The sequence below is a fragment of the Sharpea porci genome (assembly GCF_009695655.1).
Lineage (GTDB): Bacteria > Bacillota_I > Bacilli_A > Erysipelotrichales > Coprobacillaceae > Sharpea > Sharpea porci.
Map to the genome: position 1 here is coordinate 21,050 of NZ_VUNM01000003.1, position 23,307 is coordinate 44,356.

The 23,307-nt window shown below is 36.2% G+C and carries 24 protein-coding genes and 1 pseudogene; 22 read left to right on the plus strand and 3 right to left on the minus strand.

Going from position 1 to position 23,307, the window contains the following annotated elements:
- The first annotated feature begins 48 nt into the window (after window positions 1-48).
- From FYJ79_RS02625 to FYJ79_RS02670, 10 genes are all read left to right on the plus strand, one after another.
- Entirely contained in the window at window positions 49-444 is a 396-nt protein-coding gene (locus tag FYJ79_RS02625) for a heme-binding protein (RefSeq protein WP_154514414.1), read from the plus strand.
- Window positions 441-1,421, plus strand: a complete 981-nt coding sequence (locus tag FYJ79_RS02630; RefSeq protein WP_154514415.1) for a Gfo/Idh/MocA family protein — start codon at window positions 441-443, stop codon at window positions 1,419-1,421. The genes FYJ79_RS02625 and FYJ79_RS02630 overlap by 4 nt, the downstream gene beginning before the upstream one ends.
- Window positions 1,405-2,439, plus strand: a complete 1,035-nt coding sequence (locus FYJ79_RS02635; protein WP_154514416.1) for a Gfo/Idh/MocA family oxidoreductase — start codon at window positions 1,405-1,407, stop codon at window positions 2,437-2,439. Before FYJ79_RS02630 ends, FYJ79_RS02635 begins: the two co-directional genes overlap by 17 nt.
- A gap of 23 nt (window positions 2,440-2,462) precedes the next feature.
- The gene (locus FYJ79_RS12740; RefSeq protein ID WP_326803141.1) at window positions 2,463-3,050 is read left to right on the plus strand and encodes a sugar O-acetyltransferase; all 588 of its coding nucleotides are present in this window, start codon (window positions 2,463-2,465) and stop codon (window positions 3,048-3,050) included.
- Between the two features lie 437 nt (window positions 3,051-3,487).
- The gene (locus FYJ79_RS02645; protein ID WP_154514417.1) at window positions 3,488-4,429 is read left to right on the plus strand and encodes a DUF1848 domain-containing protein; all 942 of its coding nucleotides are present in this window, start codon (window positions 3,488-3,490) and stop codon (window positions 4,427-4,429) included.
- 41 nt (window positions 4,430-4,470) lie between these two features.
- Entirely contained in the window at window positions 4,471-5,268 is a 798-nt protein-coding gene (locus tag FYJ79_RS02650; protein WP_154514418.1) for an HAD family hydrolase, read from the plus strand.
- A 192-nt stretch (window positions 5,269-5,460) separates the two neighbouring features.
- Window positions 5,461-6,486: a threonine aldolase family protein gene (locus FYJ79_RS02655; protein ID WP_154514419.1), complete on the plus strand. Its 1,026-nt coding sequence runs from the start codon at window positions 5,461-5,463 to the stop codon at window positions 6,484-6,486.
- A gap of 108 nt (window positions 6,487-6,594) precedes the next feature.
- On the plus strand, window positions 6,595-7,935 hold the full coding sequence (locus tag FYJ79_RS02660; RefSeq protein ID WP_154514420.1) for an alpha-amylase family glycosyl hydrolase: 1,341 nt from the start codon (window positions 6,595-6,597) through the stop codon (window positions 7,933-7,935).
- 60 nt (window positions 7,936-7,995) lie between these two features.
- Entirely contained in the window at window positions 7,996-8,772 is a 777-nt protein-coding gene (locus tag FYJ79_RS02665; protein WP_154514421.1) for a class I SAM-dependent methyltransferase, read from the plus strand.
- Window positions 8,773-8,892: 120 nt separating this feature from the next.
- The gene (locus FYJ79_RS02670; protein ID WP_154514422.1) at window positions 8,893-9,507 is read left to right on the plus strand and encodes a MurR/RpiR family transcriptional regulator; all 615 of its coding nucleotides are present in this window, start codon (window positions 8,893-8,895) and stop codon (window positions 9,505-9,507) included.
- On the opposite strand, the gene FYJ79_RS02675 is transcribed toward FYJ79_RS02670, so the two are convergent.
- A complete protein-coding gene (locus FYJ79_RS02675) occupies window positions 9,504-9,749 on the minus strand; it encodes a hypothetical protein (RefSeq protein WP_154514423.1) in 246 nt (81 codons plus the stop codon). The two genes, FYJ79_RS02670 and FYJ79_RS02675, sit on opposite strands and share 4 nt — an antisense overlap.
- A 78-nt stretch (window positions 9,750-9,827) precedes the next feature.
- Window positions 9,828-10,183, minus strand: a pseudogene (gene tnpA / locus FYJ79_RS12870) (IS200/IS605 family transposase).
- A 131-nt stretch (window positions 10,184-10,314) separates the two neighbouring features.
- Between tnpA and FYJ79_RS02685 the strand changes: the two are divergent.
- Complete coding sequence (locus tag FYJ79_RS02685) at window positions 10,315-11,454, plus strand: RNA-guided endonuclease TnpB family protein (protein ID WP_154514424.1); 1,140 nt, start codon at window positions 10,315-10,317, stop codon at window positions 11,452-11,454.
- A gap of 242 nt (window positions 11,455-11,696) precedes the next feature.
- Here FYJ79_RS02685 and FYJ79_RS02690 read toward each other — a convergent pair whose 3' ends face one another.
- Window positions 11,697-11,870, minus strand: coding sequence for a hypothetical protein (locus FYJ79_RS02690; RefSeq protein WP_154514425.1), 174 nt, complete (start codon window positions 11,868-11,870; stop codon window positions 11,697-11,699).
- A gap of 502 nt (window positions 11,871-12,372) precedes the next feature.
- Here FYJ79_RS02690 and FYJ79_RS02695 point away from each other — a divergent pair.
- The 11 genes from FYJ79_RS02695 (at window position 12,373) to FYJ79_RS02745 (ending at window position 23,279) form a co-directional block, all read left to right on the plus strand.
- Window positions 12,373-13,287 carry an ABC transporter permease gene (locus tag FYJ79_RS02695; protein WP_033163108.1) on the plus strand — a complete coding sequence of 305 codons (915 nt, stop codon included), beginning with the start codon at window positions 12,373-12,375 and terminating at the stop codon, window positions 13,285-13,287.
- A 15-nt stretch (window positions 13,288-13,302) separates the two neighbouring features.
- Complete coding sequence (locus tag FYJ79_RS02700; RefSeq protein ID WP_154514427.1) at window positions 13,303-14,394, plus strand: ABC transporter permease; 1,092 nt, start codon at window positions 13,303-13,305, stop codon at window positions 14,392-14,394.
- A gap of 10 nt (window positions 14,395-14,404) precedes the next feature.
- A complete protein-coding gene (locus FYJ79_RS02705) occupies window positions 14,405-15,412 on the plus strand; it encodes an ABC transporter ATP-binding protein (RefSeq protein WP_154514428.1) in 1,008 nt (335 codons plus the stop codon).
- Window positions 15,412-16,452 carry an ABC transporter ATP-binding protein gene (locus tag FYJ79_RS02710; protein ID WP_154514429.1) on the plus strand — a complete coding sequence of 347 codons (1,041 nt, stop codon included), beginning with the start codon at window positions 15,412-15,414 and terminating at the stop codon, window positions 16,450-16,452. Before FYJ79_RS02705 ends, FYJ79_RS02710 begins: the two co-directional genes overlap by 1 nt.
- Window positions 16,453-16,527: 75 nt before the next feature.
- Complete coding sequence (locus FYJ79_RS02715) at window positions 16,528-18,246, plus strand: peptide ABC transporter substrate-binding protein (protein ID WP_154514430.1); 1,719 nt, start codon at window positions 16,528-16,530, stop codon at window positions 18,244-18,246.
- A gap of 133 nt (window positions 18,247-18,379) precedes the next feature.
- Window positions 18,380-18,802: a VanZ family protein gene (locus FYJ79_RS02720; protein ID WP_154514431.1), complete on the plus strand. Its 423-nt coding sequence runs from the start codon at window positions 18,380-18,382 to the stop codon at window positions 18,800-18,802.
- Between the two features lie 13 nt (window positions 18,803-18,815).
- Window positions 18,816-19,340 (plus strand): hypothetical protein, encoded by a 525-nt coding sequence (locus FYJ79_RS02725; protein ID WP_154514432.1) that lies wholly within the window; start codon window positions 18,816-18,818, stop codon window positions 19,338-19,340.
- Between the two features lie 115 nt (window positions 19,341-19,455).
- Window positions 19,456-20,130 carry a LytR/AlgR family response regulator transcription factor gene (locus FYJ79_RS02730; protein ID WP_154514433.1) on the plus strand — a complete coding sequence of 225 codons (675 nt, stop codon included), beginning with the start codon at window positions 19,456-19,458 and terminating at the stop codon, window positions 20,128-20,130.
- The gene (locus FYJ79_RS02735; RefSeq protein WP_154514434.1) at window positions 20,127-21,248 is read left to right on the plus strand and encodes a hypothetical protein; all 1,122 of its coding nucleotides are present in this window, start codon (window positions 20,127-20,129) and stop codon (window positions 21,246-21,248) included. Before FYJ79_RS02730 ends, FYJ79_RS02735 begins: the two co-directional genes overlap by 4 nt.
- Window positions 21,249-21,294: 46 nt before the next feature.
- A complete protein-coding gene (locus FYJ79_RS02740) occupies window positions 21,295-22,320 on the plus strand; it encodes a hypothetical protein (RefSeq protein ID WP_154514435.1) in 1,026 nt (341 codons plus the stop codon).
- A gap of 101 nt (window positions 22,321-22,421) precedes the next feature.
- Window positions 22,422-23,279: a MerR family transcriptional regulator gene (locus tag FYJ79_RS02745; RefSeq protein WP_154514436.1), complete on the plus strand. Its 858-nt coding sequence runs from the start codon at window positions 22,422-22,424 to the stop codon at window positions 23,277-23,279.
- Window positions 23,280-23,307: the final 28 nt, after the last annotated feature.

Sequence of the window (23,307 nt, forward strand, 5' to 3'; positions counted from 1 at the left end):
GTAGAAGGGTATTTTTTTCTATGTTAGGGTGTTAGCGAGGTGAGAGAGATGTATAAGAATTTCGCAAAATTTACGAATGAAGATGCCTGGCATTTTGGTGAAGAAGTTCTAAATATTGTCAAACAAAGACAACTCAAACCTGTAAGAATCAGAGTGGTCAAAGATGGCGATATTATTTTCCAGTATATGATGGAGGGCAAGAAGGGTGACGAATGGTTGAACAAGAAACAAAGAACAGTTGAACATACACATCAGTCATCACTCTATGTTTATAACCACCAACAGTACTATCCAGAGCTTCTACAAGAAGACTATGCAATCTGTGGTGGGGGATATCCTTTATTGATTGAAAATGTGTATCGAGGCTGCTTGATTGTTTCAGGTCTTGATCATCAAGATGATCATAAGTTGATTTTAGAGGCGTTAGGAGGAATGGATAAATGAAACTCGGTATTTTAGGAACAGGTATGATTGTTAAAGACTTATTATCAACTATCCATGAACTTGCTTTTGATAAAGTTGTCTTGTTGGCAACAGAACAAACACAAAAAGAAGCGCAGGAGATGGTTGAAAGTTATGGCTTAGATGATGTTTATGTTAATTGTGATGAACTCTTAAAGAGTGATGTGGATACGATTTATGTGGCTTTACCTAATCATCTACACTATGCCTTTGCGAAGAAAGCACTTGAAGCAGACAAGAATGTCATTGTTGAAAAGCCCTTTACTTCCAACAGTAAAGAAGCACAAGAACTTGTGGATCTTGCTAAAAACAAGCAATGCTTTCTCTTTGAAGCGATGACTGTGCATTATATGCCAGCCATGCTACAGCTTAAGAAAGATGTTATGCAGCTTGGCAAAATGAAAATCATCTCATTGAACTATTCTCAATATTCTTCACGCTATGACGCATTCAAGCAGGGGCAAATACTCCCAGCATTTGATTATCATAAATCTGGTGGTGCGCTCTATGATCTTAATGTCTATAATATTCATTTTGTCCTAGATTTATTTGGCCAGCCAAAAGAAGTCAACTATTATCCTAATATTGAAAGAGGCATTGATACATCCGGTGTATTAATCCTCGATTATGATAACTTCAAAGCCGTCCTTATAGGGGCAAAAGATTGTCGTGCACCACTCATGAACACCCTTCAGGCTAACCAGGGACATGTTGTTATCACAACACCCGTCAGTAGATTGAGGGATTATCAGGTTTCCCAAAATCAACATGAAGAACATAAAACATTTACTTCGCAAACACATGCAATGTACTATGAATTTAAGGAAATGAAGAGAATGATTGAAGATAACGATCATGTAAAAGCAGACGCAATGTTGAAGCTTTCATTAATGGCAAGTCAAGTTATGACAGAGGCAAGAAGAAAGGCAGGTATTGTATTTGATGCAGACAAGGATTAATGTAGGATTCATTGGTGCAGGTAAATCAACACACCGTTATCAGGCACCATTTATTCTTAGACGTAATGACAAATTCACAATCAAGACAATCTGGGCAAGAAATCTTAATCATATCAAATGGGAAAGAATTCCCAATGTCAATTATACCGATGACTTAGAAAGCATGCTCAATGATGAGGAAATTGAACTCATCGTTGTTTCAACGCCAGTCATGCACTATGAATATGCCTTAATGGCACTAGAACATGGCAAGCATGTGCTTGTCGAAAAGCCTTTCGCAAACACAAGTGAAGAAGCTAAAGAGATCTTTGATCTTGCTAGTCAGAAGGGATTGATGGCTATGTGCATCCAGAATCGACGTTTTGACTCAGACTTTCTAACGACACAAAAAGTCATTGAATCAGGTAAGCTAGGTGATATCTATGAAGTAGAGATGCATTATGATTATTATCGCAAGGATGTTGTTGATGCGACTGATCATTTCGATAGCTATCTTAGCTTCTTATATGGCCATGCCTGTCATACGCTTGATCAGGCACTAAGCTATTTTGGCAAGCCCAATGATTATCATATGGAAGTTAAGCAGATTATGGGCAAAGGCAGAATGAATGATTATTTCGATATTGATTTCTATTATGACAATGCCCTCAAGGTGACAATTGCTTCATCCTATATGCGCATTAAGCCTCGTTCTCGATTTACCGTCTATGGTACAAAGGGAATGTTTGTGAAAGTCACAGAGGACTGTCAGGAAGCAGACCTGAAACGTTTTTATATGCCAACTCCTGAACATCCAGACTTTGGCATGGACCGTGAGGAACATTATGGCACGATCACTTACTACAATGAACATCAGGAATATGTCGAAGAGAAGGTGCCAACAGTAACGGGTGACTATAGCCGTATGTATGATGCCATCTTTGAGACAATAAGAAACCACAAGCCTCAGCTTGTTACCCCAGAACAGACATTACTACAATTGAAATTACTTGAAGAAGGCATTAAGCAGTGTAGCTAGATATAAGAGAGGAGAGATGAGATATGAAGAATATTGAAGATATGACTGAATGTGAGAAACTCGATGCGGGTCTACCTTATTCATTTTGGGATGAAGAGGTCAATTTGAGAAAAGAGAATGCAATGAAGAAAACGCAGGAATTGCATGCGATTGATCCTCAAGATTCACCAGCAATTGAAAATTGTCTAAGAGCGTTATTTGGATCTTGTGGGGATGCACCCTACACATGCCCGGGATTTCAATGTGATAATGGTAAGAATATCAAAGTTGGTCATAACTTCCTTGCTAATTACAATGTGACAATCTTAGATATTGGTCCTGTTCAGATTGGCAATGATGTCATGATTGATCCAGGAACACTCATAACAACAGTCAACCATCCTCTTTCACCAAAAGGAAGAAGAAATCATTTGGGCATTATGAAGCCAGTCATCATCGGAAATGATGTATGGATTGGTGGGAATGCGACAATCCTTCCTGGTGTAACGATTGGAAATAATGTCGTTGTTGCAGCTGGTGCAGTTGTGACGAAAGATGTACCTGATAATTGTGTTGTGGGCGGTGTACCTGCTCGTATCATCAAGGAAATTGAAGACGATACAGAAGATTAAAACGATAACTTTTCATAAGAGCCATGATTTGCAGGGGGGGTGTCAATAAACTGCAAATCTTATATTCATTGTCATACTTACCTCCCTTGTATGACAAGTTTCAAATTCAAACAAATTCATCAAAACATATAAATATTTCATCATATATTATTCTCTTTTATCATGTTATTGAACTTGGCATGGGGTTCTTTATAAGTAAGAATATTTTCGACATACTATTTAAGATTATGTAAGATTTATATGAAATGGACATAGACAATTCTTGGCACCACCATGTATATCATGGTTCTATTAATTAAATTAATATAAAACAAAGCGGGCATTCTGAAACCAGAATGCCCTTTAGTGGATAATGTTTAAAAGCTACATATGTAGTTGTTTTTTATTGTAGGGGGAAGAAAGAATTCCTATAATGAAAGACAAAGGAGGTATTGTGAATGATTCTAAATACAGGCAATCGAACAGATATACCGGCATTTTATAGTCAATGGTTTATGAATCGTATTCATGAGGGCTATGTTTTAAGTCGTAATCCTTATAATGAAGATCTTGTATTGCGTTATCGGCTTTCACCGGATGTGGTTGACTTGATACAGTTTTGTACAAAGAATCCAACACCATTATTACCTTATATTGATGAACTTAAAAGAAGCTATCGTATGTACTTTATGGTCACCATTACACCCTATGGCACAGAAATAGAACCTCATGTACCTAATAAGAATAGAATTATTGATGCCACAAAATCCTTATCAAAAAAACTTGGCAAAGAGAATGTAATATGGCGTTATGATCCTATTTTTATCAACGATAAATATACCCTACACTATCATATCCATATCTTTGAAGAAATGTGTAAGAAGTTAAGTGGTTATGTTGATGCATGTATCTTTTCCTATATTGATCTCTATAAGAAAACAGAAAAAAACTTCCCTGAAGTCAGGGAAGTGACACGAGAAGAGAAGGAAGTTCTCGCCCAGAGTTTCAGTGCAATAGCCTCAAGATATGCCATCAAGCTAAGAACATGTCTGGAAAATGATGCCTTCTTGAATAAGTACAACATTGATACTTCAGGTTGTGCTACAAAGGATAAGCTTGAAGCAGCAACCAATCTCCATTTCAACATTCCTAAGAGTGATATGATGGCAAGAACTGGATGTCAGTGTCTTCTAGGCAATGATATTGGGGCTTATAATACATGTTTTCATGAATGTCGGTATTGTTATGCGAATTATGATAATAAGCTTGTAGAAAAGAATATGAAGCTCCATGATCCATCTTCACCACTTCTTATTGGTCATGTAAAACCTACTGATATGATTCGTGATGCCAAACAGATCAGTTATATTGATCATCAAACAACCATTTTTGATTTTTAGTAAGTTTTTTTGTATGATGGTGATGAAAGTGAGAATAATTTATGAAAGCATTATTTTTTGATATCGATGGGACACTCATCGATCCTAATAAAGGTATAATGAATGTACCTGAATCTGTAAAAAGTGAACTTCAGCGAATAAAGAGTCTAGGCCATAAGCTCTTTATTGCGACAGGTCGACCAAAAGCAATGTTGAATGAAGATCTACTGAGTTTACCAATGGATGGCTATATTCTTTACAATGGTGGAGTCATTGAAGTGGAAGACAAAGTAATTTATGAAAACAAGATGGATTATGAATTAGCGAAAGCAACATGTGATATGTTGGAAAAGCTTGGCTCTGACTACATGTTGGAGACAGCACACCATATCTATATCGATCCCGCCTTCCATGAGCTCTATGACTTCTTTAAGGAATTAGGCATGGAGAAGATGTTTTCACAAGACTTTGATCGTGATGAAGTCTTACATCGTACAATTAAAGTAGAAGCTAATGTCAAACATCAAGATTATGATCTTCTAGAACATCATCTTGAACATGATTTCGGTTATATGATCAAGAATGATGAACATGGCAGTGATCATTGTTTTGAATTCTATTCACCAACAATCTCTAAAGCCTTAGCAATAGAAAGAGTCTTGAATTATTACCAGATTCCTAAAAAGCAGAGTTATGGCTTTGGTGATGGTGAAAATGATATTGAAATGTTTAACTATGTCAAACACTCCATTGCCATGGGTAATGCTTCAGCTGATGTTATGGCTGCTGCAGATATTACAACCGATACTATTGAGAATGATGGATTGGCAAAGATCTTAAAAGTCATTATTCCAAACTAAAACAAAAAGAAGTCTTTCTTGGGAGGAAAAAGGCTTCTCATTGTTGTCGAAATATTTAAAAGGGAAAATTTATGAACATCAGGAGTTTTCTCCTGACACTTAGTATAGTAAAGTAGAATTATGAACTGAATGTGTACAAATTTCATAAATAAAAAGTTTATGAAAAAATATTTAATGAAAGAAGGGTTAAGCATGTTGTCATTTGAAAATGATTATAGTGAAGGTTGTCATCCACAAGTATTAGAAGCACTTGTAAAGACAAATATGGAACCATTACCTGGCTATGGCAATGATTATTATAGCGAAGAAGCAAAGAAGAAAATCAGAAAAGTCTTACATAATGATGATACAGATATTTATTTCTTAACGGGTGGCACACAAACCAATGAAACCATCATCACATCGCTCTTAAAGCCTTATGAAGGTGTAATTGCGGCAGAAACAGGACATATTGCCGTCCATGAAGCAGGTGCTATCGAAAATCATGGGCATAAAGTCCTCACTATTCCTAGTTATGAAGGCAAAATCAAAGCCAGTGATTTAGAAGCTTATGTTGCAACATTCTATCAGGATGGCAATCATGAACATATGGTCTTTCCAGGTATGGTCTATATTTCTTTCTCAACGGAATATGGGACAATTTATTCACTTGAAGAATTAAAGGACATTGCGAAAATCTGTAAACAATACAAGATGCATTTCTTTATTGATGGCGCAAGACTAGGTTATGGCTTAATGGCAAAAGAGAATGATGTGGATATAACGGATTTAAGTGCACTTTGTGATGTCTTTACAATTGGTGGGACAAAGGTTGGTGCACTTTGTGGCGAAGCTGTTGTTTTCACGCATCATAATGCCCCTTGGCACTTTATCCCTATTATCAAGCAACATGGGGCCTTATTAGCCAAAGGAAGACTGACAGGCATCCAGTTTAATGCGCTCTTTACGGATGATCTCTATTTTAAGATATCTGCTCATGCCATTACACAAGCCAACAAACTCAAGAAGCTATTACAAGATAAAGGCTATCAGTTCTACCTCGATTCACCTACAAACCAACAATTTGTGATTGTGGACAATGAGAAGTATGCATCACTCTTGAAGAATGTACGTGTCTCATACATGGAAAAGTATGATGAGACACATACGGTCATTCGTTTCTGTACATCATGGGCTACAACTGATGAACAATTATTAGAATTAGAGAAACTCTTATAAGATATGATTTTGGTCATATCTTTTCTTTTGGAATTGTATTTGTTTTTTTAGAAATACTTTGTTGAAGTATAGTGTTTTGATAGAATAAGAAAATAAAGGAGTATGAACATGGCAAAAGAGACAAGTAAGACATTACGAAATGATGTGATTTATAGTATTTATGTACGCAATTATAGTGAAGAAGGGACTTTTGAAGCTGTTAGAAAAGATTTGAATCGTATTCAACAGTTAGGTGTGGATATTATCTGGTTGATGCCCATTCATCCCATTGGCAAGATGCATCGTAAGGGAACACTAGGATCACCTTATGCGATACAGGACTATCGTGCTATTAATCCAGAATTTGGTACAATGGAAGACTTTATCAATTTATGTGAGGCCATTCATGAAAGAGGCATGAAGGTTATCATTGATGTTGTCTATAATCATACATCACCCGATTCCTATCTTGCGAAAAACCATCCTGAATGGTTCTTTCATAAAGCAGATGGTACATTAGGTAATCGTGTTGGTAACTGGTGGGATGTTGTCGATTTGGATTATAGGCATCAAGAACTATGGGATTATCAGATTGAGACACTCAAGATGTGGGCAAAGTATGTGGACGGATTTAGATGTGATGTGGCTTCTATGGTGCCTATAGATTTCTGGTTAAGAGCGCGTCAAGAAGTCAAGGATGTACGTCCGGATGCATTGTGGCTTGCAGAAAGCGTCGATCCAAACTTTGTGACCTATAATCGCAGCCATGGTATAGAGTGTGCGAGCGATAGCCAGATCTTTGAAGCTTTCGATATGAGCTATGATTATGATATCTTTAATACCTTTAAGAACTATGTCATCGGCAAAGAAACACTAGAAGCCTATAGTCAGGCTATTAACTTACAGGAAATGATTTATCCTGATAATTATGTCAAGGCTCGTTTCTTAGAAAACCATGACCGCAATCGTGCCCATTCACTCATTCGCAATGAACAGGCTTTAAAAAATCACTTAGCTTTCATCTATTTCAATAAAGGTACAACACTCCTTTATAATGGACAGGAAGTCGCAAGCATTCACACACCAGCCCTCTTCGATCATGATCCCATTGAATGGAATACGGACTTAGATTTAAGTGACTATATGCATAAACTCTATGACATGAAAAAGAACAGTATCTTAACGAACTCTACTTATAGTACAACAGTGATTCGCAAGGATGTTTTAATGGCCATTCATTTAGAAAATGCTTCTTCTCCTTATGATTCTACAGAACATCCATCATTAGTAGGTATCTTCCAGTTTGATGGTCAGCCAACAGCCTGTGATGTCTCTAAAGCTCACTTGCATGATGGCATTTATCAGAATCTTATCGATGGCAAGAGCTATGAAATAAGAGAAGCAACACTTTATACGGATGGTGAACCTATCATTATTCAAAGCAATTGCGGACAAGAAATTATTCATTAGATGATCATCCATAGGCTGGTCATCTTTTTTGTGCTATGATGAGGGAAAAGGAGAATGAAGATGAACGAGGAAAATCTTGTCACATATTATAATAAATTCAACGAAGATAAACGCTTAAAGACAAAGCATGCCCGCGTGGAATACAACACAGCTATGCATTATATCAACGAGTGTTTGGATCAATGTCAAACCCACCGTATTCTTGATGTGGGAGCAGGAACAGGAGCTTATGCCATTCCTTTATTTCAGGCAGGCAATGATGTCCATGCGATTGAACTTGTCAAACACAATCTTCGTACAATGCAGAAGAAATGTCGTAATCTTGATGCAAGAGAAGGCAATGCCATGGATCTTTCAAAGTTTGAAGATGATTCATTTGATATCGTTTTATTGTTTGGACCAATGTATCATTTAATTTCCCATGAAAATAAACTGAAAGCCTTAAATGAAGCCAAGAGAGTTGTCAAAGATACTGGCTTTATTCTAATCAGCTATTGTCTTAATGAATATGCGATTATTGAACATGGTATTAAAGAAGGCTTTTTAAAACAGGCTGTAGAAAAGGGAGAAGTTGATGCAAACTTCCATGTCATTTCTAAAGAAGATGATCTCTATTCCTATGTCCGTATTGAAGATATCAACAAGCTTAAAGATGAAGCGGGATTGACAAGATATAAGATTATTGGTCAGGATGGTGCCGCCGAGTACTTAAAAAGAGAAATCAATCATATGGATGAAGAAAGCTTTGCCTGCTTCATGGCTTATCACTTGGCTAACTGTGAACGTTATGAATTACTTGGAGCAAGCAGACATGCCCTGGATATATTAAGGAAGTGAGTCTATGATTTATAGTAAGTTACCGGTCGTCTTTCTCAATACAATAGCTTCAGAAAAACAAGGCTCGACCAATGGTGAAATTGCTTCCATATCATTACCCATCTAGATGAAGTCAAATATATGGGTATTAACCAGCTTGCTCAGTCTTGCCATGTGGCTAATAGTTCAATCTCTCGCTTTGTGAAAGCTATTGGCTTGAAGAATTATAATGAGTTAAGGGAACTGATGCTTTCATCCTCACTTCATTTTGAATGTGAAGATTCCCTAGAGAGCTATACAAACCATCTTCAACATGCCATCAATGATGCCTATCAAACCATTAATCATCATGAAATCGATAGACTTTGTCAGAAAATCAAGACATATAAAAAAGTTGCTGCCTTTGGCTTATTAAAAGCCGAAACAGCAGCAATGAATTTTGTCGATGAAATGATGATGCTAGGTAAATCTATCTATACCAACGTTTCCTACTTTGAACAAATAGATTATATCCTCAATGCCTCAGAAGAAGATTTAATCATTATTTTCTCTTATACAGGTGCTTATTTTTATTATCCTGGGTTACGAAGTGATCTCAAGAAACCCCATATCGTCTTCATTAGTCCTGCTTGTGATCAATATCCTGATTATATCAATCAGGTCATTGATTTTCGCTCGGATGGTTCATTGGTAGGACATCCCTATACATTAATGTTGGTAGGAAGTTATATCAGTCAGGTCTATGCGAGAAGCTAGGCCTTTTTCTCTATTTCTACCATCCCTTTAATCACATCAGGTGAGAGATGAACAATCTCGGCAATCTTTTCAATCGACATGCCAGATTTATACATTCCTTGAATGATATCCATCTTTTCTCCCATCACATCCTCACGTATACTCTGAACTTCAACACGGGCATTCTGTATTTCTTTACGGGATTCTTTGATTTCCTGTAATGTCTCGATATTATGATATGTTCGTTTTTGATCTTTTTTCATAAATAAAACCCTTTCGTTTGTTGTAGGCGGAAACCCACTGCCTTTAGGCGGTGGGAGGAGCCTTGTATATTTTAATCACTAACCTTGGCTTTCAATATATTTTTGTATAGTTGCTGACGATACTTCTCCAATACTACAGGCAAAATATCCATCAGGCCAAAATATCTTTTTTTCCAATACTGACTTGATAGACGCGAAGTGTATTTTTGCCACAAATAATGTGTAGTTTCTTGTCTGACAGCTTTCACAATATCGCAAACTCTATCAGTCGTGTCATAACTCAGCAGAAAATGCATATAGTCTTTATCGGTTTCCATAGCAATGATTTTGTAGCCTTTTGTATTTGCTATATCGAAAATCTTCTGCTTAACATCGTCAGCAACAGATCCGTTTAATAGTGGCTTGCGGTATTTGGTTACAAGAACTATATGCACTTTTAGACTTTATTTCCGTCTGTTGCGATGATTATATCTATTATCCATAGGTCACCTCTGATCATCATTGATTTTCACTAATTATTATTTTATAATATATCTAGTGAAGAATAAATGAAAGGAGTTCATCTATGGAACAGATGACTATAACAGCAAAAGTCCAAATAGTTGCTGCCGATGCTGAAAAGGTTTTGCTGGATAAAACCATGTCTGTCTATCGTGATGCCTGTAATTATGTTTCAAGCTATGTATTCCAGTCTCACGATTTAAAACAGTTTTCGCTGAACAAGGCTTTATATTCTGTTCTGAGAAAAAAGTTTGGTCTTAAATCACAAATGGCTCAGTCTGTTTTTAAGACAGTTATTGCGAGATATAAAACCATTCTTGAAAATCAGAAGGAGTGGATAAAACCTTCGTTCAAGAAACCACAGTATGATTTGGTCTGGAACAGGGATTATTCTTTAACGCAGAACTGCTTCTCTGTGAATACTCTTGACGGCCGTGTTAAACTTCAATATTTCGCTGAAGGCATGTCTAAATATTTTGACCATACGATATACAGGTTTGGCACAGCCAGGCTTGTAAATAAGCATGGGAAATATTATCTTCACATACCTGTAATTTTTGATGTCGAAGAAAGCAATATTTCTGACATCTGCAATGTTGTAGGCATTGACAGAGGCATTAATTTTGTTGTCGCTACTTATGACAGTAATCATAAGTCTGGATTCGTCAGCGGTAAGGCCATCAAGCAGAAACGAGCTAACTATTCCAAGCTTCGTAAAGAACTTCAGATGCGTCAGACTCCATCTTCAAGACGAAGAATTAAAGCTATTGGTCAGCGAGAAAACCGTTGGATGCAAGATATTAACCATCAGGTATCAAAGGCACTCGTTGAGAACAGCCCAAAGCATACACTCTTTGTGTTGGAAGATTTGTCAGGTATCCGTAATGCTACAGAACGTGTCAGAACAAAAGACCGTTATGTTTCCGTATCGTGGTCGTTCTATGACTTAGAACAGAAACTCATTTACAAAGCAAAACAAAATCAATCTTCTGTAATTAAAGTGGACCCTCGATATACGAGTCAGTGTTGTCCAATATGTGGACATACTGAAAAATCTAATCGCAATAAGAAGATACATTTGTTTACTTGTAAAAATTGTGGCTATAAATCCAATGATGACCGCATAGGAGCTATGAATCTGTATCGTATGGGAATAAACTATCTTGCTGATAGCCAAGTACCTAATACAGTTGTAACAGAGTAAACTCTGCTGCAAAGGGTGTTGTCAACCACCCTATGATGTAACGCCACTTTAGATAGCAATATCTATCGGGGTTAAAGGTCGGAGGTGTGAGCCGTTAGTACGACTGGGCAGTTACAAGCCCATGACCTTTAGGTCGTGGGTAGTTGACGTCTGTATCCTCGTAGAATCATTATACTACAAAAAAGAAGTGAAAGATGTCTTTCACTCCTTTTTCATGAAAAAGCCCATATAAATAGTATGTTCTATTCAAATTGTCTTGATTTTGGGTTATATTTCATATCTTTTGATAAAGTAACAAGGATAATATCTTCATTATGAAGACGATAGGCATCAATAAATTCATCTAAAGTATGTTTATTGTCTTTAAGTTCTCTATTTAATAATTCAACTAAAGCATCCGCATAATTAATTGTCATAATTGACCTCCTAACCATATTTGGCTGTAAGACAATATACCATGGCGTCAATAAATGTAAAGAGGGTAAGAAGATATATAACGCTTACAAATAGATGTTAACGTTTTTTTGTGATTTGAAATTAAAAATTTGATATTGATAATATACAAATGTGATAAATATTTAACGCGACTATACATATAAGCGCTTAGAATTTCCTGATAAGAAGAAAAATATTTTTGAAATTAGTACAAAATAGAATATATTGTTCGAAAATTCATACAATATATGAAAAAATATTGACGTTTTGCCTTTGAAAGTTTAGCATAGTTCTATGATTTATAAAAATCATTTGTGTTAATTGAAGAGAATTCTTGTTTGTAGAGAATGAAATGCATTTTCTTAGCAGCAGTAAGTCCATAGTGGGAGAAGATAACATGCGTGCACTCATAAGTGTTGTTTTCAGTTGACAAAGAGTATGTATCAAAGTAGATGCTTTGAATTTAGGAAGAGAGGGATAAAAGTGTCAAAGTACATCCTAAAGCGTGTCATTCTTGCGATTGTCTCAATCGTAATTGTCAGCGCCATTACATTCTTCGCCATGAACTTAATTCCTGGCGGTCCATTTAATAAAGAAAAGGCTGTAAGTCCTCAGGTTATTGAAGAATTAAATAAACGTTACAACTTAGATAAACCTGTACCACAACAGTATGTTCTTTATATGCAGAACATTTTAAAAGGTGACTGGGGCGTTTCATTAAATAACGGTCGTCCTATCTGGCCTGATATTACTTCTAGATTTGCGGTATCCGCAAAACTTGGTTTTTCAGCCGTCTTTATCGCCACAATTATTGGTGTCATCCTGGGATCAATTGCTGCCTTAATGCGTAATCGTTGGCCCGATCGAATCATTGTCTTCTTTACAACACTCGGTACAGCGATGCCATCATTCGTCTTAGCGACATTATTATTGTTGGTGATCTGTTTACAGTTAGGCTGGATTCCAGTATTCGATGCCGATAATCCAAACTATATTCTCCCAATTATCGCCTTATCCGTTTATCCAATGGCTTATATCACACGTCTTACAAAGACAAGTATGTTGGATGCATTAAACCAGGACTATATCCGTACAGCTAAGGCTAAAGGTGTTGCAAGATCAAAATTAATCTTCGTTCATGCTTTGCGTAATGCCTTAATTCCAGTTGTCACATATTTAGGCCCTGAAATTGCTTATATCTTAACAGGTTCTATGGTTGTTGAAAGTATCTTTACAATTGGTGGCTTAGGTTCAGCATTCGTTACTTCAATCAATAACCGTGACTATACAATGATTATGGCTGTGACAATTTTCTTAGCCATCTTAATGGTTGTTGCGAACTTATTAACTGATATTGCTTATAAGTTTATCGATCCTCGTATCGACTTTAATAACTAGGAAAGGACTTCGAACATGGAAAAAGAAAATGTTGTATATAAGAAAAGACAGATTCTCTCTAGCCAGGTAGATTTGTCTAAGTTCAATAAAAAAGAATTTGAAAAAGCAACAGATGAAGAAAAGAAACAACAAGATGTAATGGGCGAGTCTACAACCTTCTTTAAAGACGGTATGAGAAGACTTCGTAAGAATCCTCTTGCGATGGGTTCAATTATTATCTTAGTTGCATTAATTCTTATTATCTTAATTACACCTCATATTGTACCTTATAGCTATTCAGAAATGATTACAGTCAATGGTGTACGTGATAAAGGTACTGCTAACTTAGCACCATTCCAGTTCTCACCACGTGAACAGGCTTATATGACTCAGACAGGTAAGAATCTCTTCCCACATATCTTTGGAACTGATTCACTTGGCCGTGACTACTTCATTCGTTGTGTCTATGGTACACGTGTCAGCCTTTCAGTAGGTATTGTGGCAGCAATCATGGTCTTGATTATCGGTCTGATCTATGGTTCGATTTCAGGTTATTTTGGTGGTCGTGTCGATATGATTATGATGCGTATTGTCGATATTATTTACTCATTACCTGATATGTTGTTGATTATCTTATTATCAGTTGTCTTCAAACAGGTCTTAAGTGGTTATATCAAAGGTACAGTCTTTGAATCTTTAGGTAGTAATATGTTGGCAATGTTTATTGTCTTTGGTTTATTGTATTGGGTAACGATGGCACGTTTAGTACGTGGACAGATCTTACAGATTAAAAACAATGAATATGTCTTAGCAGCTAAAGCTATTGGTACACCAAATAGACGTATTCTTCTTCGTCATATTATTCCTAACTGCTTATCCGTTATCATTATTACAACTGCTCTTCAGGTACCAAGTGCCATCTTTACAGAAAGTTATCTTTCATTCTTAGGTTTAGGTGTTTCTGCACCAATGCCATCACTTGGTTCACTTGCGAATGATGCACGTCAGGCTATGCAGTCTTACCCATCTCGTTTGATCATTCCAGCAGTTATCATTGTCTTGATCGTATTAGCCCTTAACCTTTTAGGTGATGGTTTAAGAGATGCGTTCGATTCTAAGTTGAATTAAGGAGTTTACTATGAGTGAAGATACAAATGTATTATTAGATGTTGAAAACCTTCATACATCTTTCTTTACCGAAAATGGTGAAGTTAAGGCTGTCAACGGTATCTCTTTCAAGCTTGAAAAGGGAAAGACATTGGGTATTGTCGGTGAATCTGGTTCTGGTAAATCAGTAACAGCCTACTCTATCATGCAGATCTTAGCTGAAACAGGTCGTGTAACAGAAGGTAAGGTCTTATTCAAAGGTGACAATATCTTAGAATATTCAGAAAGTGAGATGCAGAAGTTCCGTGGGGAAAAGATTTCAATTATCTTCCAGGACCCTATGACATCTTTAAACCCAGTATTTACTGTTGGCTACCAGCTTGAAGAAGCCGTCCTTCTTCATACAAACAAAACAAAAGCTGAAGCCAAAGCACGTGCTATTGAAATGTTGACACTTGTTGGGGTTAATGAACCAGAATCACGTGTAAAACAATATCCACATGAATTATCAGGTGGTATGAGACAGCGTGTTATGATTGCCATGGCATTATGTTGTGAACCTGATGTACTTATTGCCGATGAACCAACAACAGCTCTTGATGTTACTATTCAGGCACAGATTCTTGAATTAATGCAAGATTTGCAGAAGAAGCTCGGAATGGCTATTATCATGGTTACTCATGACTTGGGTGTCATTGCTTCAATGTGTGATGAAATTCTTGTTATGTATGGTGGACGTGTATGTGAACGTGGTACTGCTGATGCCATCTTCTATGAACCAGCCCATGAATATACAAAAGGCTTACTTGCTTCTATTCCAAGAAAAGACAATATGAACGAGAAGCTTGTACCTATTGGTGGTACACCAATCAACTTATTGAACATGCCTAAGGGCTGTGCGTTCTGTCCTAGATGTAAGAATGCCATGAAGGTCTGTCTGGAAAAACAGCCTGATGAATATTGGGTTGGTGAAGATCATCTTGCAAGCTGCTGGATGAATATCAAAGACCTTTATGAATCACAGGAAGGAGTTCACTAATGAGCGAAGAAAAGAATATTCTTGAAGTCTCTCACTTAAAGCAGTATTTCACTGTTAAGCAGGGCTTTAAGAAAAAGACATTAAAAGCCGTTGATGATATCTCATTTGCGATTAAGCCAGGTGAAACACTTGGTTTAGTAGGTGAATCAGGATGCGGTAAGACAACTGTAGGACGTACATTACTTCGTCTTTATGAACCAACTGCTGGTAAAATCACTTTTAATGGAGAAGTGTTATTTGATAGTGGCGAAGAGTATGATGAAAATGATAAAATAATTCTAGATGCGAATGGAAACCCTCAAAAACATAAATCTGTTTCTAAGAATATGCTTCCATATCGTAAAGAGATGCAGATGGTTTTCCAGGATCCTTATTCATCATTGGATCCACGTATGACTGTTGAAGATATTATTGGTGAACCATTAGATGTTCATCATCTCTATAAATCAAAAGAAGAACGTCGTAAGAAGATTCTTGATTTAATGGAATTAGTTGGTTTGAATGCTGAACATGCGATGCGTTATGCCCATGAATTCTCAGGTGGACAGAGACAGCGTATCGGTATTGCGAGAGCATTAGCTGTTAATCCAAAATTCATTGTCTGCGATGAAGCGGTATCAGCCCTAGACGTATCTATTCAGGCTCAGGTTATCAACATGTTTGAAGAGCTTCAGGATAAACTTGGGGTGGCATATCTCTTTATTGCCCATGACTTACTTGTCGTACAACATATCTCAGACCGTATTGCCGTCATGTATTTAGGGAAGATGATGGAAATTGCGGATGCTGATGAATTGAACAACAATCCAATTCATCCATATACATTAAGCTTACTTTCTGCGGTACCTATTCCAGACCCAGAAACAGCTAGACATTCAAAACGTATTGTTCTTGAAGGTGATGTACCATCACCATTGAACATGCCATCAGGTTGTCCATTTAGAACAAGATGTCGTTACGCTACTGAACAATGTGCCAAGGAAATGCCACAATTAAAAGATCGTGGTAATGGACACTTTGTCGCATGTCATAATCGTTAAGATTTGACAAAAATTGGTTTAAAACTCGCGGGGGGGTTTTAAATAAAGGATTAATTTTTAGAAGGAGGAAAGTTTATGAAGAAATTAGTTACTTTAGTTCTTTCAGGTGCTATGGCTTTCTCTTTAGCAGGCTGTGGCTCTTCAAAGAAAACAAGCAATGCAAATGCTACTAAAACTAACAGTGACACAAGTACTTTGTTCATCAATTTGGCTTCAGAACCAGATAAGTTAGACCCTGCTCTTAACACAACTATTGATGGCGCTGCACTTGCAGTCAACTCATTTGTAGGTTTATTAACTTACGGAAAGGATGGCAAGTTAAAGCCAGCATTAGCCAAGGCTATGCCAACTGTATCTGAGGACGGGAAGACTTATACAGTTGAATTAAAAGAATCTAAATGGTCTGATGGTACTGAATTAACTGCTAAAGATTTCGTTTATAGCTGGAATAGAGCTGTAAACCCTAAAACTGCATCTGACTACTCATACTTATTTGATGTAGTAGCTCGTGCTGCAAACTCTACTGATGCTAATCCAGTATTGGATGTAACTGCTGAAGGTGATTACAAGTTAGTCATCAAATTAAATGCTCCTACTCCATACTTCGATCAGTTACTAGCATTCCCAGTATTCATGCCAGTTCCACAGGCTGCTGTAGAAAAGGCTAACCCTAATGGTGACAAGCCAGGTGCTTGGGCACAGGAAGCAGGATTCGTATCAAATGGTGCTTATACGCTTACTAAGTGGAAACACAACGAATCAATGACTTATGAAAAGAATAACAACTACTATGATGCTAAAAATGTATCTATCAAGAAATTAAACTTCATGTTATCTGCTGATGATACTGCTACTTATGCAGCATATAAATCAGGTGACCTTGATTTCATTGATAGTGTACCAAATGATGAATTAAAGAACGTTCTTAAGAGTAAAGAATTAAAGACTGTTGACCAGTTAGGTACATACTACATTGGCTTCAACGTTAACTCTGATTTATTCAGTGGTATGACTCCAGAACAGGCTACTTCATTCCGTAAAGGTGTCTCTGACTTAATTGACAGAAAGTATATCGTTGATACTGTAGGTCAGACTGGTCAGGTTCCAGCAGGCGCATTCGTACCAAAAGGTATGCATGATGGTAATGGTAAAGTTTACAAGTCTAACTACTTCGATGCAACTAAGACTGGTTCAAGCAACATTGAACAGGCTAAGAAAGATTTCAAGGCTGCCGGCTTAGAAGTTAAGAATGGTAAAGATAAGAGCTCATTCAAAGTTACTAAGAATGGTCAGGAAATCACTATTCCTTACATGATCAATACTAACACTGGTCACCAGAAAGTTGCTGAATGTATCCAGCAGGATTTAGCAGTTGCAGGTATCAAGGTTAATATCGATACAGAAGAATGGAATGTATTCATTCAGGACCGTAAAGATGGTAAGTTCACAGTTGCACGTGAAGGTTGGGTAGCTGACTATGATGACCCTATCAACATGTTAGAAATCTTCTCAACTAAGTCAGGTAACAACGATGTACAGCTTGGTAAAGGTAATTCAACAGCTGCTCCAGATTGGAAGCATTATGATGAATTAATCAACAAGATCTACTCATCAACTGATAACGCAGAACGTGCTAAATTATTACATGAAGCAGAAAAAGAATTAATGGCTACTTATGCAGCAGTTCCAATCTACTTCTACAACGATATCTACATGCAGAAATCTAACGTTACTGGTGTTTACTCAACAGTATTCGGTAACAAGTACTTCATGTATGCTAAGAAAACAAAATAAGTTTTAAAGCACTGATCCAGGGGGAAACCTCTGGATCTTTTTTGCCATTAATGTCATGAATAGACCACTCATGTTCACTCTATTGTGTTTTGTCATGAACATGTTAGGATGATAATACAAGGAGGAAAGAAATGTGAAAAAGAAGATAATGTGGGTTTCAATCATATATGGCATTCTATTATTATTTGCAGTAGTAGGGGTGAAAAATAGATTTCGTCCTTTGCCTGCCTTTCAATGTGGCATCCAGATTATTCCCTTTCTAGACGCATACAAACAATATGTAGAAGGGACACTCATAGCTCATTATCTTATCGGTGATCTGTTTTTGAATTTTATCCTGTTTATGCCTTTAGTTGTTGCTTTATTGGTCATTGACAAAGATATATCGTTTAAAACAATCACGATATCAATATTGAGTGTTTCTACAGCAGTTGAAATACTGGAAGTTGTCTTACGGTTTGGATCTTTTGATACGCAGGACATTCTGATGAACTTTCTTGGGGTGCTATTAGCTTATTTTATTGTAAAAAAATTAATAAAGATTAGAACAAATTAGGAGAAGTGATTATATGTTTAAAAGATTTGCTTTTAGTTTTTTCTCGTTTTGTCTCGTTGCAATATTGTCCATGTCTTCAGTTTTTGCATCAAATGAAAATCAATATATTGATGCTAAAGGAAATTATTACAATCCAATTACAAAGGAATCTTTTACCTGGAAAAATGATTCTGTCACTTTAGACAGTGCTCGTACAGCAAAAAGTTTTACATTTACAATTAGAAATTCTTTAACAAGTGGATATTTTCGTTTATCTCGATCAAATGCTAAAATAATAATGACAACAGCTTATTTTTGTAACTATTTAGGGGATATGCGAAGTGGAAATAGCGGCCATAGATATACAATTGATCTTCAAAGAAAAGCTACATTGTTTTCTAGTAATCCTGCACATTTTACATGTCCTACTACAAATGTTACTAAGAACTTGGGCGGTGGCTTTAGTAAAACAGACCAATATAGTATTTATATTACTAATAACGATTCTTTGTCACCGGGACTTTATATTCATGGTGAAGGAAAGGTAGTAGCCTGGTAAATAAATGTAGGATTTCTTACGAAAAATAATTCTCATGTTTACTTTTATTTGATAGGGTACTTCTCTCAGTTAGAGAGATTCCCTATTATATATTTTATATGGAGATTTTATTGATATGAATATCGCATTATTAGATGATAATATTGATTATCATCAATTTCTATCCAATATAATTCATGATGTCCTTAAATCAGAAGACCTCACTTATACAATTGATTGTTTTAGTGATACAAAGCGTTTTATGAATAAATGTGAGCAGTATGATGTGGTCTTTCTGGACGTAGAACTTGGTGAAGAGAATGGCATTGATATCGCAAAGAAGATCACCCAAAGCGATATTATCTTTGTCAGCTCGCATAAGAATTATGTTTTTCATGCCTTCCATGTATCACCCTTCAGCTATATTCTTAAACAGGATGAAAAGCAGGCAAGAAGTGAAATTAAAAGATATGTTGCTTATTATAAACATATGCATCAATCAATCACCATTCAAAATCAGGATATCTTACTTAGCCATATTTCCTATTTCTCTCAATATGAGCATGATCGTATCACTCATATTCATTCCAAAGAGATTATTGAAAAAGGAAAAACACTAAAAGAGATTCATGCATTATTACCTAACTATTTTATCCAAATTAATCGTTCAGAGATTATTAATATGTATCATGTTGAGAATGTTAAGAGGGATGTTGTATTGATGGATGATGGGACACAATTATATGCCTCAAGAAGAAGGGAGAAAATCCTGATGAAAGCTTTTATTGAAATGTTGGAGAATAAGTTATGATATGGAATGTAGAAGTCTTTATGGATATGTTTGGCTACTCCCTTCAAGCCTTGTTGCAGGCATCTGTTATTTATAATGAGATACGTGTTGAAGAGAGAAGGCAATCCTATTGGGTATTTGTAGGAATCTATTTTATTTCGTTGATTGTACGCATATTTATGCCTGCTTATTACTGGTGGATCAGTATATTAGTTGTCGGCGTGTTGTTTGTATATGGGAAAAGCGTCAGCTCGTTTCATCCAATAGAAGTATTATTAACCATTCTATTCTATCAAGCCTTTGATTATGGCTTAGTTTTGATTTCAAGTTTACTGAATTCTCATATATTTTATATGAATGATCTTTCTGAAAACTTCATGTCATTAATTGGCTTTTCTCTAGTAGCTTATTTCGCATATAAGAATAGGGATGAGTTTCAGCCTCATATTCTTATAACTTCATCACTAAAGATGGGTACGGTACTATTTATCATTGATTATTTGTTGGGGTCATATATGATCTGGAATCTCCATATAAAAACAAATATTCTGTACTTGGTTATCGTAATGGTATTGATGACCAATATTGTTGTGATGCGTATGCAGTTTTATAAGCAGGTTGCGGAAGTGAATGACTATATGCAAAGTAAGATTCTTGCCTTCAACAGTCAACGTATTGCCATCTATATGCAGGCTGTTAGCACAATGCAAAGAGAGAATGCTAATCTTCGCCATGTTCTTTCAAATATCAATGTCTTGTTGAAAGAAAAACATGATATGCCCATTGATCTTCCTGAATATATCTATGATGCATCAAAGACTATGACAACAATCTTGAATGGGGCGATGACTATTATGCCTGATATAGACTGGCGTCTTCACCTTCTTTCCTCATTAGAGGGAATACCTGAAAATCAGTTAAGAATGTTGTTGTTGGGGATTGTTGATTATGTCATGGTGACACTTCAAGGTAAACAAGTCATCTTTTCTACAAGAGAAACAGACCAGATCTATTTTATTCATGTGGAATATGTTGGAAACAAAGAACATCATCAAGATGAATTAATGGCTATTATTGATCAAATGAAAGGAACAATACGCTTTGAAAATACTGGTATCAGTATCCTTCTTAATAAATGATTGAGTAGGATATAGAGGAATGATAAAATATTTCTAGGTGATAATCATGTTGGAATATTTTAAATTTACACTTTCATCCTACGGGGAAGGATATTTAGAAACTGAAGTCTTCTTAAAAGATAATCCTCATTATCATGTTGTGGGGACAAAGTTTGAGGAATTTGAAAGAAATATAAGTGAAAAAGAAGCCAATTACTTCAATACAAGAATGACACTATTAAATCTAGATCATTTAGAACGCCAATATATGCATTCGGAAAAAATGCTTCTAGATGGTCAAACATGGTCCATTGAATATCAATATACAAATAAGCCAAGAGAGAGTATCTTTGGTGATAATAGTTATCCTGATTGTTGGGAGAAGCTCTTGGATATTCTTGATGAGCTTGTCGAAGAAGTGCCTTATGTTGACCCTGAGCGTATTGAGAATTTCACAATGCACTATCATCATAGACTGGTGATTGAGACGAATGAACAGGTTGATTATGAGGAAGACTTAGCGATTAGCCGTAAACATCAAACACTCATCTATACAAAGAATATTGCTCCTGATTGTGTCATTACCCACCAATATGAAACAAAGCATTCGATTAGTACGTTGTTGGATCATTTAAATGATGATATTCCTGATATGCAGAGTGCTGAAGTGGGGGAATATGAGGAAGGTATAGTCATTGATATCACATGGCATAATGGAGATCAGTTCCACTATCAGCTTCCTTACAACCGCCATTATATGCCTGGTGACTGGTATAAAGTGATGGCTCATATTGAAGAATATATGCGTGCTTTTGGATTCTTTGGCAGTATCTTTGCGCAAAGTATCTATGAACATGGTGTTAGGGACGGGGAATATATTTATTGTTCGGTTATTTTTGAAGAAAATGGTCGTAGTTATTATTATGTCACTGATGATGACTCTATTAGGATAGGTGATCATGTACTTGTTCCTGCAGGTCCTCATAATGATGAAGTAGAAGGGATTGTTGATAAGATTACTTATCATTATCGTGGCAGTGTCCCTTATCCTTATGAGAGCTGTAAACATATTATTAAGAAAATGAAGCATTAAGGCAGATTTCTGCCTTTTTGTTTACAATAATAGTTTTAAAATAACTATAAAGTCTATACTAAGATGAGAGTTTTGAAGTAAAATAGAGATGGGTGATGGATATGGAAGAATTGCTGAGTATTGGTGATATGGCTAAAATCAACCATGTTACAGTCAATACATTAAGACTTTATGACAAGTGGGGCTTGTTGAAACCTGCCTATATTAATCATGAAACGAACTATCGTTACTATGATGTGAAACAGAATGCCAGATTAGACCTTATTGCCTATATGAAAGAATTAGGCATGAACTTAAAGGAAATCAAAGAACTTCTTGATAAAGAAGATCTCAATCTCATTGAAGCCATTCTGATTAAGAAAAAAGCAGCTATTGATCAAGAAATAGCCGAACGTGTTAGACAGCGTGATGCTATTAAGCGTACAATCTACTCTCTTGAGCGCTACCGCAAATCACCAACACCGGGCACACTCACAACCGAATTTATCGATGAAAGATCCATCTATAAAGCCCATGTTTCTAAGAATTTCTATGATTATGGTCTTGATGCCTATGAAATGATTCTCAAAGAATTCAAAAATAATCTTATTCATGAAAATCTTCCTGAAGTCTATTATTGTAATGTCGGTACATTCTTATCAAAAGAAAACTTTCTCCAACAACACTTTGAAACACATACAAGCTTTATCTTTGTGAATGAACATTTTCCCTTAAAAGAGAAGGTGGAGAAATTAGAGAGTGGGATGTATGCTTGTATTTATCTTGATGATTTTATGGATGAAAAGGAGTATGCGAAAAGACTGCTTGATTATTGTGAAAGAAATCATTATGAGATTATTGGGGATTATATTTGTGAAGTATTGATTGAATTAACTTTCTTTAATCAGAATAATCGTTCGATGTACTTGCGCTTACAAGTCCCTATTGCCTTTAAAAAAACACTTGACCCTCATCAATGATGAGGGTTTAACCTACTAAGTAGGAGGT